Source organism: Streptosporangium becharense (genome assembly GCF_014204985.1).
Classification (GTDB): domain Bacteria; phylum Actinomycetota; class Actinomycetes; order Streptosporangiales; family Streptosporangiaceae; genus Streptosporangium; species Streptosporangium becharense.
In genome coordinates this window covers 6,942,489-6,955,443 of sequence record NZ_JACHMP010000001.1, presented here as the reverse complement: position 1 = coordinate 6,955,443, position 12,955 = coordinate 6,942,489, and the positions used below count along the sequence as shown (strand labels likewise).

General features: G+C 71.0%; 7 protein-coding genes. All 7 read left to right on the top strand.

Features of this window, described 5'->3' with window-relative positions:
• Positions 1-53 precede the first annotated feature (53 nt).
• The gene (locus tag F4562_RS30180) at positions 54-1,328 is read left to right on the top strand and encodes an ABC transporter substrate-binding protein (RefSeq protein WP_184539914.1); all 1,275 of its coding nucleotides are present in this window, start codon (positions 54-56) and stop codon (positions 1,326-1,328) included.
• A gap of 61 nt (positions 1,329-1,389) precedes the next feature.
• A complete protein-coding gene (locus F4562_RS30175; RefSeq protein ID WP_184539912.1) occupies positions 1,390-2,670 on the top strand; it encodes an alpha-L-fucosidase in 1,281 nt (426 codons plus the stop codon).
• Entirely contained in the window at positions 2,670-3,581 is a 912-nt protein-coding gene (locus F4562_RS30170) for a carbohydrate ABC transporter permease (RefSeq protein ID WP_184539910.1), read from the top strand. Before F4562_RS30175 ends, F4562_RS30170 begins: the two co-directional genes overlap by 1 nt.
• A complete protein-coding gene (locus tag F4562_RS30165) occupies positions 3,571-4,476 on the top strand; it encodes a carbohydrate ABC transporter permease (protein ID WP_184539908.1) in 906 nt (301 codons plus the stop codon). The genes F4562_RS30170 and F4562_RS30165 overlap by 11 nt, the downstream gene beginning before the upstream one ends.
• Positions 4,359-5,969: a M81 family metallopeptidase gene (locus tag F4562_RS30160; RefSeq protein WP_184539906.1), complete on the top strand. Its 1,611-nt coding sequence runs from the start codon at positions 4,359-4,361 to the stop codon at positions 5,967-5,969. The genes F4562_RS30165 and F4562_RS30160 overlap by 118 nt, the downstream gene beginning before the upstream one ends.
• A 148-nt stretch (positions 5,970-6,117) precedes the next feature.
• Complete coding sequence (locus tag F4562_RS30155; protein ID WP_184539904.1) at positions 6,118-7,050, top strand: ROK family protein; 933 nt, start codon at positions 6,118-6,120, stop codon at positions 7,048-7,050.
• 236 nt (positions 7,051-7,286) lie between these two features.
• The gene (locus F4562_RS30150; RefSeq protein WP_184539902.1) at positions 7,287-12,755 is read left to right on the top strand and encodes an ATP-binding protein; all 5,469 of its coding nucleotides are present in this window, start codon (positions 7,287-7,289) and stop codon (positions 12,753-12,755) included.
• Positions 12,756-12,955 lie beyond the last annotated feature (200 nt).

The following is a 12,955-nucleotide window of genomic DNA, read 5'->3' as shown; positions in this document are numbered from 1 at the left end:
GGAGCGCCAACGGGTCAGCCGCAGCGACGCGGCGCAAGAGCGAAAGGTTGACCATGAAACTTCGAATCGCGGCATTCTCCGCCGCGGCCGTCGCCATCATGACCGCGGCGAGCGCCTGCGGCTCAAGCTCCGGAGAAGGCTCCGGGGAGGGGTCCGGCAGCGGCTCCGGAGCGACGATCACGTGGAACATGTGGTCGGGTGACAACGAGTCGACGAAGAAGCTCGAAGCCCAGATGGCCGTCGCGCAGCAGCTCGTCCCCGATGTGAAGATCGAACTCCAGACCGCACCGTGGACGGACTACTTCACCAAGCTCAACGCCAACATGGCCTCGGGCAAGCTCGCCTGCATCACCTCGATGAACGGCCAGCGCCTGTCGGGCTACACCGCCGCGCTGACGCCGCTCACCGACGAGGACCTCAAGGTCGCCGGCATCTCGCGCGGCGACTACAACCCGGGTGCGCTGAGCGTCATGGAGCACGGCGGCAAGCTCTACGGCCTCCCGTACGACACGGCGACCATGTTCCTGTACTACAACGCCGACCTGTTCAAGAAGGCGGGCGTCGCGGAACCCACGAACACCTGGACGGTCGACGACTTCGAGGCCGCGGCCAAGACCATCACCGAGAAGACCGGCGTCAAGGGATTCGCGGTGAGCATCGACGAGTTCCAATGGCTCTCCCTGCCCATGGCGAAGGCGGGCCTGCAGGTGGTGACCGAGGACGGCAAGCTCGACCTGACCAACCCGACCTTCGTCAAGGCCGCCGAGTGGTACTCCGGTCTCGTCACCGGCCTCAAGGTCTCCAACGCCGTGCCTTCGGCCTCCGAGACGACCTGGGACCCCGGCCAGTTCGAGACCGGTAAGGCCGCGATGATCATCGATGGCACGTGGAACGCCACCAAGTACACGGGCAAGGACATGCCGTTCACCGGCGGCGCGGTCCGCATTCCGAGCGGCGCGGCCGGCCCCTTCGGCGTCGCCCTCGGCTCGGGCTACGGCATCGCGGCCAACTGCGAGAACAAGCAGGCCGCGCTCAAGGTCCTCGGGGCCCTCGCCGGGCCGAAGGTGCAGGCGGTGATCGCGCAGCAGGGCGGCTACCCGGCGCAGCTCGGCAGCCAGCCGCTCTACTTCCAGGCGCTTGCCGCCGATTCGAAGGAGAAGCTCACCGCGGCCTTCACCTCCGCCTTCGACGGCGCGTCCGCGCAGCGGGTGACCGAGAAGTGGACGCAGGTCACGACCGCTTTCCCGCAGGAGCTCGTGAGCGTCTACGCCGGCCAGAAGACGATGGCCGACGCGCTCGGCGGCCTGCAGCAGCGTTTCGCCCAGTGACACCCGGGATCCGGGCGGCCCGACCGGCCGCCCGGCGCTCCCCGCGTCTAGGAGAGGGAAGATGACGCCCCGCCACTCACGCACGGGCTGGTTCGAACACGACAGGTTCGGCATGTTCGTGCATTTCGGCCCCTACAGCGTCGCAGGCCGACACGAATGGGTCATGAACTACGAGGAACTCACCGTCGCGGACTATGCCCGCTACGTCCGTTTCTTCGACCCGGATCTGTTCGATGCCCGAGCGATCACCCGCACCGCTCGTGAGGCGGGTGCGCGCTACGTGGTCCTCACGACGAAACACCACGACGGTTTCTGCCTGTGGAAGACCGGACAGGGTGAGTACTCGTCGTGGGCGACGATCGGCCGCGACCTCGTCGGCGAGTTCGTCGACGCCGCCCGCGCGGAAGGCCTCCGCGTCGGCTTCTACCACTCGCTGCTCGACTGGCACCACCCCGACTACACGATCGACCGCCACCACCCGCAGCGGAGAGCCGCCGACGTCGCCGCACGCAACGCCCGCCGCGACTGGGGCCGCTACCGCGACTACCTGCACGCCCAGGTACGCGAACTGCTCACCGGGTACGGGACGATCGACTACCTCTTCTTCGACTTCACCGAACCCGCCGCGGAGAACGGGCTGCCCGGCAAGAGCGCCGACGACTGGGACGCCGAGCGCCTGCTCGCCCTGTGCCGCGAGTTGCAGCCGGACATGCTCGTCAACGACCGTCTCGGCATCCCGGCCGACCTCGTGACGCCGGAACAGTACCAGCCGCTCCGGCCGCTGGAGCGGGACGGCGAACGCGTGCTCTGGGAGGCGTGCCAGACGGTCAACGGAAGCTGGGGCTACCACCGCGACAACCTGGACTTCAAGTCGCCCGAGCTCCTGGTGAGCATGCTCGTCGACACCGTGTCCAAGGGGGGGAACCTGCTGCTCAACGTCGGCCCGACCGGCCGCGGCGAGATCGCCCCACGCGACCGGGCGATATTCGAGAGCATCGGCGGCTGGATGCGCCACCACTGCGTCTCCGTCTACGGCGCGGGCCCCTCCGCGTTCACGCCACCGCCCCACGCCGTCTACACGCAACGCGCGGACCGCCTCTACGTCCACGTGCACACCTGGCCGTTCGGCCACCTGCACCTGCCGGGGCTCGCCGGCCGGATCCGGTTCGCGCGGCTCCTGCACGACGGCTCCGAGGTGCTCTTCACGCAGATCCCGGCCGACCAGCAGGCGAACACGATGACACCGGCGGGGCCTCCGCCGGGCACCGCGACGCTGCTCATGCCCGTGCAACGTCCCGACGTCCTGCTTCCCGTCGTCGAACTCGTGCTGGAGGAGCCGTGATGGCGCGGCGGAGCGGCATCCGGCGCACCGACGCGCTCATCCGGACCGAGCGGTGGCAGGCGCTCGGCTTCATCACCCCCGCCGTCGCCGGGCTCTCCCTGTTCACCGTGGTCCCGGTCGCCCTCGCGATCATCATGAGCCTGTTCGACTGGCCCATCTTCGGCGAGCGGACGTTCGTCGGGTTCGACAACTACGCCGAACTGCTCACCTCGAGCCCGGACTTCTGGCCGGCCCTGCGCAACTCGGTCGTCTTCACCGTCCTGTACGTGCCGATCAACCTCGTCGTCGCCCTGGGACTCGCCCTGCTCCTGGGGCCGCGTATCCGCGGCCGTGCGGTGTTCCGCGTGCTGTTCTTCATCCCGGTGGTCACCCCGATCGTCGCCAACGTCCTGGTCTGGAAGCTGATCCTCCAGCCGGACGGCCTGCTCAACGGCCTGTCACGGACGATGTTCGGATTCGAGCTGCCGAACTTCCTCGTCGACGCCAACTGGGCGATGATCTCGATCGTCGTCATGAGCGTGTGGGCGGGCATGGGTTACAACATGCTCGTGCTGACCGCCGCGCTCGAGCAGCTCCCGGCCTCCGTGGTCGAAGCCGCCCGGATCGACGGCGCGCGCGGCTGGCGCATCCTCGTCCACATCACGATTCCGCTCATCTCACCGGCGATCTTCTTCGCGACCGTCATGACGATCATCTCGTCGCTGCAGGTGTTCGCGCAGCCGCAACTCCTGACGGGGGGCGGGCCGGGCACCTCGACGATGCCGATCGTGATGTTCATCTACAACACGGGATTCAAGTTCCAGGACCTCGGTCTCGCGGCGGCGGCCGCCTGGATCCTGTTCGCCCTCATCATCGGCGTGACAGCCCTGCAGTTCCGAGCGCAGAAACGGTGGGTGCACTATGAGCACTGATCCGGTGGTCCTGCCCGCCGGCCACGCGGCCGGCGGCGGTCGTCGCGGGCGGGGGCCGGGCCGGGAGGAGAACCGGCGCTTCGGCGCCGTCATCGCGTACGCCACGGTCCTGATCGCGGCGGTCGTCTTCGCCGCGCCGCTCGTCTACGCCGTCTTCTCCGCCTTCAAGCCCTCACGCGAGGTCATGCAGACGCCGCCGAGCCTCTTCGGCTCGGAGTTCCGGTGGGAGAACTTCACCGAGGTCTTCACCTACGCGCCGTTCACCACCTACATCACGAACTCCTTCTTCGTCTCGATCGCGGGCGTGCTCGTCGTGCTCGTGGTCTCGGCCACGGCCGGGTACGCGTTCGGCCGGTTGCGCTGGCCGGGGCGTGACATCGTCTTCGTGCTCTTCCTCGGCACCCTCATGGTGCCGCAGGAGGTGCTCGTCATCCCGATGTTCGTCCTCATGCAGTGGTTCGGCTGGGTCGACACCTACCAGGCGCTCGTCTTCCCGTGGGCCTTCACCGCCTTCGGCACCTTCCTGATGCGGCAGTTCTTCCGCGGAATCCCGTACGAACTGGAGGAGGCCGCACGCGTCGACGGGGCGGGCCCCCTGCGCACCTTCCTGCAGGTGATCCTGCCGCTCGCGGGTCCGGCGCTCGCCGTGCTCGCCGTCTTCACCTTCCTCAACTACTGGAACAGCTACCTGTGGCCGCTCATCGCGGTCAACGACTACGCGGTCCGTGGCACCCTGCCGATCGGCCTGGCAAGCTTCTCGACCCAGAACGGAACCCGATGGGACCTTCAGATGGCCGCCTCCATCATCTCGATGATCCCGACGGTGATCCTCGTGATCGCCCTGCAGAAGCACCTCGTCAGGGGCATCGCGACCTCGGGGCTGGGGGGGCGGTGACCGCCGCGTCCACGCCACGGCCGGTGCCCCGGATCGCGGTGGCCGGGATGGCGATCGAGTCCAGCGCCTACTCGCCGCACCGCGCCGGCTACCGGGACTTCGCGACCTTCAGCGGCGGCGAGGCCGTCGACCGCTACCCGTTCCTCGCTCCCGGCTCCGAGCTCGCCGCCTCGGCGCGATGGACCGGCGTCTTCTACGCCAGATCCATCCCGGGCGGACGGGTCCAGGCCGACGTCTACGCCGACTTCCGCGAGCGCATCGTCGAGGGACTGCGCCGCGAGCACGAGCGCGAACCGCTCGACGGCATCCTCCTCGACGTCCACGGCGCGATGAGCGTCGAGCACATGGACGACGCCGAAGGCGACCTCGTGGAAGCGATCCGCGCGGCGGTCGGCTCCGGTCCGCTCATCTCGGCCTCGATGGACCTGCACGGCAACCTCTCCGAGCGGTTCGTGCGGGCCTGCGAGCTGATCACGTGCTACCGCCTCGCGCCGCACGAGGACGCCCTCGAGACGAGGGAGCGTGCCGCGCGCAACCTCGTCCATCACCTGCGGACCGGGGAAAGGCCCGTACGCGCGTGGTCCCGGATCCCGATCCTGCTGCCGGGCGAGAAGACGAGCACGCGGGTGGAACCGGCCAGGAGCCTCTACCGGCGGATCCTCCCCGTCGAGGCGAGCGAGGGCGTCACCGACGCGTCGATCTGGATCGGATACGCCTGGGCCGACGAGCCGCGCTGCCACGCGAGCGTCGTCGTCACCGGCACGGACACGGCCACGGTGCGGGACGCCGCGAGCGGGCTGGCCGGCGAGCTGTGGGCCGTCCGCGACGCGTTCGGCTTCGTCGGCCCTCCCGGAACGCTCGAACAAGGCGTGGAACGCGCGCTGGCCGCGACCGCCAAGCCGTACCTCATCAGCGACTCCGGCGACAACCCCGGCGCCGGTGGGACCGGCGACGTCACCTGGACGCTCAGCCGGCTCCTCCGGATGCCCGAACTGACCGCGGACGACGCACCGGTGACGTACTGCGCCTCCGTCTTCGACGCGGTCGCCGTCGACGAGCTCTTCTCCGCCGAACCGGGCTCGCAGGTCTCGGTCACCGCGGGGGCACGCGTCGACTCCCGGGTCAGCGGGCCGGCCCTCGTCCAGGGGATCCTCCTCTCACGCTTCGAGGGAGACCCCGCCGCGGGACGCATCGCCGTCGTACGCCGCGGCGGCCTCCACGTGATCATCACCGAGTTCCGCAAGGCGTTCCACGACGTCGCCGACTTCCGGGCCATCGGCCTCGAACCGCTGGAAGCCGACATCATCGTCACCAAGATCGGCTATCTGGAACCCACCCTCTACGACGTCGCGGCCGGCTGGACGCTCGCGCTCACGCCGGGACCGGTCGACCAGGACCTCGAACGACTCGGACATCAGCGGATCACCCGCCCCATGTTCCCCTTCGACCCCTTCGACGTCGAACCCGACCTCGCGGCGGTGGTCTACCGGTGACCGTAGGCGAACTCGCGGCGCGGGACCGCGCCGGCGTCGAAACGGCCGCGCGGGCCGAGGGGGACCGGATCGAGCCCCGCTCAGCGCTCCCGCCCGGCGGGCTCACGCCGCCGGCGGCCGTGCGCGCCGCCGACCGGGACCGGCTGCGATGACGATCCCGTCGTATCGTGTCGGTATCGACCTCGGGGCGACGTCCACCAAGGTCGTGGTCGCCGTGTCCGGCGATGACGGGACGCTCGCCGTCGACGCCGTCGTCGACCGGTTCACCTTTCCCACCCCGCGGGGAAGCGATCCCGTCGACCGGCTCGCGAGCCACCTGGCGCGCGTGGCCAGACGCCCGATCGGCGCGGGCGGGGTGACCGTCCCCGGGATCCTCGACGAGGACAGCGGCCGCGTCCTGCGGAGCGTGAACCTCCCGTGGCTCGACGGCGCCGACCTCGGATCCGCGCTGGGGAGGCGGCTCGGTTTTCCCGTCCGGGCCGTGCACGACGGTCGCGCCGCAGCCGAGGCCGAGGCGTTGCTCGGCGCGGGGCGGGGGTTCGCCGACGCGTTCGTCCTCGCCCTGGGAACGGGTATCGCGGGTGCGCACGTCGAAGGCCGGCGGGCACGCCGCGGTGCCCACGCGGCCGCGGGCGAGGTCGGCCACATCAGTCAGGACCCCGATGGGCGTCTGTGTGGCTGCGGACAGCACGGATGTCTGGAGACGTTCATCGGCGGAACGCATCTGGCGAGCCGGTGGAGCTCCCACACCGGCCGGCCGGCCACCGCCCGTGACCTCTTCGAGGCCGGCCACGCGGGCGACCCCGCCGCGCTCACCATGATCGACGAGGCGACGACGGCGCTCGCGCGCTGTGTCCTCGGCGTCATCGCCACTCTCGACCCGTCCGCGATCATCATCGGCGGCGGCATCTCCGGAGCGCGCGACCTCATCGTGACACCGACCGCGCGGAAGGTGTACGAGGCCGCCACCTTCCACGCCCGCCCTCCGATCCTCAGCGCCGAGCTCGGCCGGTGGGCCGGGGCGTGGGGCGCGGTCCTGGCGGCGGGGTGCCCCTCACCGGAGGAGATCACCTGTGGCTGAACCCGCCTCGCCGTCATCCGGCCCCGCCCCCGGCGAGGCGTGCCCTCACTCCGTTCACGCGTACCCTGGTCGGGCGCGGACGGCCGGCGGCTTTTGATCGTTTTCCACAACTGGAGCCGCGTAACGTGCGCTGTCTGCGACATGGCGCCGCCGGCCGGTAGACGGAATGGTGGACACTGCCGGGGGCCGCCGTATCGCGGCGCGCACATCGTTGGTCTGCAGGAGGGTTCGGTCGGGTGTTCAGTCGTGTCGCCATCGTCAACCGTGGTGAGGCCGCTATGCGGCTCATCCACGCCGTACGGGACATCTCCGCGGAGACCGGGACACGGATCGAGACCGTGGCCCTGTACACCGACGTCGACCGCACGGCCACCTTCGTCCGCGAAGCGGACCTGTCCTACGATCTCGGTCCCGCGTCCGCGCGGCCCTACCTCGATCTGAAGGTGCTGGAGCGCGCGCTGGTGGAGACCGGTGCCGACGCCGCATGGGTCGGCTGGGGCTTCGTCGCGGAGGACCCGGCGTTCGCGGAGTTGTGCGAGAAGGTCGGGGTCACCTTCATCGGGCCGAGCGCGGAGGCCATGCGCAAGCTCGGCGACAAGATCGGCGCGAAGCTGATCGCCGAGGAGGTCGGTGTTCCGGTCGCGCCGTGGAGCCGCGGTGCGGTCGAGACCCTGGACGCCGCCCTGACTGCGGCGGCCGAGATCGGCTACCCGCTGATGCTGAAGGCGACCGCGGGCGGCGGCGGACGCGGCATCCGCGTGATCACGAGCGAGGCCGAGCTCGCCGACGCCTACGAGCGCACCAGCCAGGAGGCCGCTCGGGCGTTCGGCAGCGGTACCGTGTTCCTGGAGCGGCTGGTAACCGGTGCCCGGCACGTCGAGGTCCAGGTGATCGCCGACGGCCAGGGCACCGCGTGGGCGCTCGGCGTCCGCGACTGCTCGGTGCAGCGGCGCAACCAGAAGGTCATCGAGGAATCGGCGTCACCGGTGCTCAGCCCGGCGCAGACAGCCGAGCTCAAGACGTCGGCCGAACGGCTGGCTCTCGCGGTCGGTTACCGCGGCGCGGCCACCGTCGAGTTCCTCTACCACCCCGGCGACAAGCTGTTCGCCTTCCTCGAGGTCAACACCCGCCTGCAGGTCGAGCACCCGATCACCGAGTCCACCACCGGATTCGACCTGGTCAAGGCGCAACTGCGGGTGGCGTCAGGCGGCAGGCTGGAGGGCGGGCCGCCGGTGGAGCGCGGGCACGCCATCGAGGCCCGGCTGAACGCCGAAGACCCCGACCGCGACTTCGCGCCGTCCCCGGGCCGCATCGCGCGGCTGGACCTGCCCGCCGGACCGGGGATCCGCGTGGACACCGGCGTCAGCGAGGGCGACACCATCCCCGCCGACTTCGACTCGATGATCGCGAAGATCATCGCCTACGGCCGCGACCGTGACGAGGCACTCGGCAGGCTCCGCCGGGCGATGGCGCAGACCACAGTGATCATTGAGGGCGGCGCGACGAACAAGAGCTTCGTGCTCGAACTGCTCGACCAGCCCGAGGTGATCGACGCCAGCGCGGACACCGGCTGGATCGACCGCGTCCGCGACGAGGGCAGGCTCGTCTCACACCGGCACTCCGCCGTCGCGCTGGCGGCCGCCGCCATCGGCGCGTACGAGGAGGAGGAACACCTCGAGCGGCAACGGCTGCTGTCGACGGCGTCCGGCGGACGCCCGCAGGTGCAGCACGAGAGCGGCCGGCCGCTGGATCTCAAACTGCGTGGCGCCGGCTACCGCGTGCGCGTCGCGCGGGTCGGCGCGCATCGCTTCCGCGTCGGCATCGAAGCGGGTGACGACGTTCGCACCGCCGACGTCGAGTTCGACCGCTTCGACCGGCACACCGGGCAGATCATCGTCAACGGCACCCGCTACCGCCTGGTCACCGGCGCGCACGGGCCGGTCCACCTGGTCGAGGTGGACGGCGTGACGCATCGGATCAGCCGCGACGAGGGCGGCGTCGTCCGCTCGCCCGCGCCGGCGTTGGTCATCGCCACGCCGCTGGAGGTCGGCTCCGAGGTCGAGGCCGGCGCACCGGTGCTGGTGCTGGAGAGCATGAAGATGGAGACGGTGCTGCGGGCGCCGTTCAGGGCACGGCTGAAGGAATGCGGCGTGTCCGTGGGCAGCCAGGTGGAGACCGGTGCGCCGCTGCTGCGGCTGGAGCCGCTCGCCGACGGCGTCGAGGCCGAGGACACCTCGGCCGCCGGGTCGGTCGAGCTGGACCTGCCCGTCGTGCCGGAAGGCATCCCGGCGCGCGAGCGCGCCACGCGCGGCCAGGAGTACCTGCGCAGCCTGCTGCTGGGCTTCGACGTCGACCCGCACGACGAACGCCGGATGCTCGACGACTACCTCGCCGCGCGCCGGGCGGCCGCCGAGGAAGGCCACCGGCCGCTCGCCGAGGAACTCGAACTCGTCGCCGTGTTCGCCGACCTCGCCGAGCTGAGCCGTAACCGGCCGGCGGGCGAGGACGGCGGCGGTGACGGCCATGTGTACAGCGCCCGCGAGTACTTCCACATCTACCTGCAGAGTCTCGACGTCGAGCGGGCCGGGCTGCCGGAGGCGTTCCGGGCCAAGCTCGCCAAGGCACTCGGGCACTACGGTGTCACCGATCTGGAGCGCTCCCCCGAGCTCGAAGCCGCGGTGTTCCGGATCTTCCTCGCCCTGCAACGCGCGTCCGCCGACGCCGCGGTCGTCGCGGCGTTGCTGCGCGCGTGGCTGCGGGAGCCGCCGCCGGACGAGACGCTGCGCGAGCCCGCCGGCCTCGCGCTGGAGCGGCTGGTGGCCGCGACGCAGGTCCGCTTCCCCGTGCTCGTCGACCTCGCGCGCGGCGTGGTGTTCGCCTGGTTCGGCCAGCCGCTGCTGCGCCGCAACCGTGCCCGCGTCTACGCCGACGTCCGCAGGCACCTGCGCCACCTGGATGCGAACCCGGACGCGCCGGACCGCGCCGAGCGCATCGCCGAGATGGTGCGCAGCACCGAGCCGCTGGTGCGGCTGCTCGGCCAGCGGCTCGTCCGCGGCGACCTGGACAACGCGATCATGTTGGAGGTGCTGACCCGGCGGTACTACGGCAATAAGGGCCTCACCGGCGTCCGCACCCGCGAGGTCGCGGGCTGCACGTTCGTGGTCGCCGAGCGCGCGGGATCGTGCGTCGTCTCCTCCGCGGTGAGCTTCGAGGCACTGGGCGACGCGCTGCGCGGGCTCGCGGAGCTGGCGGGCGGCGAGGACGCCATCGACGCCGACATCTATCTCGCCTGGGAGAAGCAGCCGGAGGACTCCGACGCGATGGCGGCCGCGCTGCACGAGGTCATCAGCAGGCACCGGTTGCCGGACCAGGTCCGCAGGCTCACCACCACCGTCGCGGGTAGCGGCGGCGCGGTGATGCACCATCACTTCACGTTCCGCCCGTCGGCCACCGGGATGGCCGAGGAGCGGCTGATCCGCGGACTGCACCCGTACATCGCGCAGCGGATGCAGCTGGAGCGGCTGAGCAAGTTCGACCTCACCCGGCTGCCGTCGTCGGATGAGGAGGTCTACCTCTTCCAGTGCGTGGCGCGGGAGAACCCGTCGGACGACCGCCTCGTCGCGTTCGCGCAGGTGCGCGACCTGACCGAGTTGCGTGAGCACGACGGCAGGCTGGTCGCGCTGCCGACGGCCGAGGACACCGTCGCCGCCTGCCTCGACTCGATCCGCCGCGCGCAGTCGCGGCGACCGTCGAAGAGACGCTTCACCACCAACCGGATCGTGGTCTACATCTGGCCGCCGAGCGACCTCACCCGCGCGGAGCTGGAGATGATCGTCGGACGCGTGCTGCCGACGACCGCGGGTGCCGGGCTGGAGGAGATCCTGTTCATCGCGCGGCAGCGTGACCGGAGGACCGGCGAGCTGGCCAAGATCGCCGTGCGCATCTCCTTCGACGCCACCGGCGGCACCACGCTGACCGTCGGCGAGCCGTCGGGCGAGCCGGTCGAGCCGCTCGACGACTACCGGCAGAAGGTGCTGCGCGCGAGCAGCCGCAACACGGTGTACCCGTACGAGCTGACCGGCCTGCTCGGCGACTTCGTCGAGCACGACCTCGACGGCGACCACACGCTGGTGCCGGTCGACCGGCCGAAGGGGCGTAACACCGCGGCGATCGTCGCGGGCGTGGTCAGCACGCCGACCCGGCGGCACCCGCAGGGCGTCACCAGGGTCGTGCTGCTCGGCGACCCGACGAAGTCGCTCGGCGCGCTGTCGGAGCCGGAGTGCCGCCGCGTGATCGCGGCGCTGGACCTGGCCGAGCGGATGCGGGTCCCCCTGGAGTGGTACGCGCTGTCCTCCGGTGCCCGGATCTCCATGGAGTCGGGCACGGAGAACATGGACTGGGTGGCCGCGGCGCTCAAGCGGATCGTCGAGTTCACCCAGGACGGCGGCGAGATCAACATCGTGGTCGCGGGCATCAACGTCGGCGCGCAGCCGTACTGGAACGCCGAGGCGACGATGCTCATGCACACCAGGGGCATCCTGGTGATGACGCCGGACTCGGCGATGGTGCTCACCGGCAAGCAGTCGCTCGACTTCTCCGGTGGCGTGTCGGCCGAGGACAACTTCGGCATCGGCGGTTACGACCGGGTGATGGGCCCGAACGGGCAGGCGCAGTACTGGGCGCCGAACCTGGCCGCCGCGCGGGACGTGCTGATGTCGCACTACGAGCACACGTACATCGCACCCGGTGAGGAGGCGCCGCGGCGGACGGAGACGACCGACCCCGTCGACCGCGACGTCTGCGACTTCCCGCATTCCGTGGCGGGCAGCGACTTCACCACCGTCGGCGAGATCTTCTCCGCCGAGGCGAACCCGGACCGCAAGAAGCCGTTCGACATCCGGACCGTGATGCGGGCGCTCTCCGACCAGGACCACCCGGTGCTGGAACGCTGGGCGGGCATGGCCGACGCGGAGACCGCGGTGGTGCAGGACGCGCATCTCGGTGGCATACCGGTATGCATGCTCGGCATCGAGTCACGGGCGGTGCCGCGGCGCGGCTTCCCGCCCACCGACGGCCCGGACACCTACACCGCGGGCACGCTGTTCCCGCGGTCGTCGAAGAAGGCCGCGCGGGCGATCAACGCGGCCAGCGGCAACCGGCCGCTGGTGGTGCTGGCGAACCTGTCGGGCTTCGACGGTTCGCCGGAGTCGATGCGGAAGCTGCAACTGGAGTACGGCGCCGAGATCGGCCGCGCGATCGTGAACTTCCGGGGGCCCATCGTGTTCTGCGTGATCTCCCGGTACCACGGTGGCGCGTTCGTGGTGTTCTCGAAGGCGCTGAACCCGAACATGACCGTGCTCGCGCTGGAAGGCTCGTTCGCCTCGGTGCTCGGCGGTGCCCCCGCCGCCGCGGTGGTGTTCTCCGGCGACGTCAACGCCCGCGCCGCGGACGATCCGCGCGTGCGGGAGCTGGAGACCCGCGTCGCGGCCGCCTCCGGCGCCGACCGTGCCGCGTTGGCCGCGGAGCTCGACGAGCTCCGCTCGTCGGTCCGCGCGGAGAAGCTCGGCGAGGTGGCCGCGGAGTTCGACCGTGTGCACGACATCCGGCGCGCGGTCGAGGTCGGCTCCGTCGACGCCGTCATCCGCGCCGCGGAACTGCGTCCGCGGATCATCGAGACCATCGAGTCCCGCCTGCGCCGGGGGTGAGGCACCGGGGGTGAGGACGGCTCCTCACCCACGTGCCGTCCTCCCGGCCTTCCGCGACGCCTCCGCCTCCGCCTCCGCCGGCGCCGGGCCTCGCCCGGCGCCGGCGGCGCCACGACCGTCTCCGGCGTCAGCTCGCGGGGCCTGGCCGGGCGACCCGGCGGCGGGCTCGGACCGTGTCGTTGTGATCCCAGACGCGGGGG

Bases quoted from the DNA above. Each gene is read 5' to 3' on its own strand.
- F4562_RS30180 (WP_184539914.1), top strand. From the start codon at position 54: ATGAAACTTCGAATCGCGGCATTCTCCGCCGCGGCCGTCGCCATCATG.
- F4562_RS30175 (WP_184539912.1), top strand. From the start codon at position 1,390: ATGACGCCCCGCCACTCACGCACGGGCTGGTTCGAACACGACAGGTTC.
- F4562_RS30170 (WP_184539910.1), top strand. From the start codon at position 2,670: ATGGCGCGGCGGAGCGGCATCCGGCGCACCGACGCGCTCATCCGGACC.
- F4562_RS30165 (WP_184539908.1), top strand. From the start codon at position 3,571: ATGAGCACTGATCCGGTGGTCCTGCCCGCCGGCCACGCGGCCGGCGGC.
- F4562_RS30160 (WP_184539906.1), top strand. From the start codon at position 4,359: ATGGGACCTTCAGATGGCCGCCTCCATCATCTCGATGATCCCGACGGT.
- F4562_RS30155 (WP_184539904.1), top strand. From the start codon at position 6,118: ATGACGATCCCGTCGTATCGTGTCGGTATCGACCTCGGGGCGACGTCC.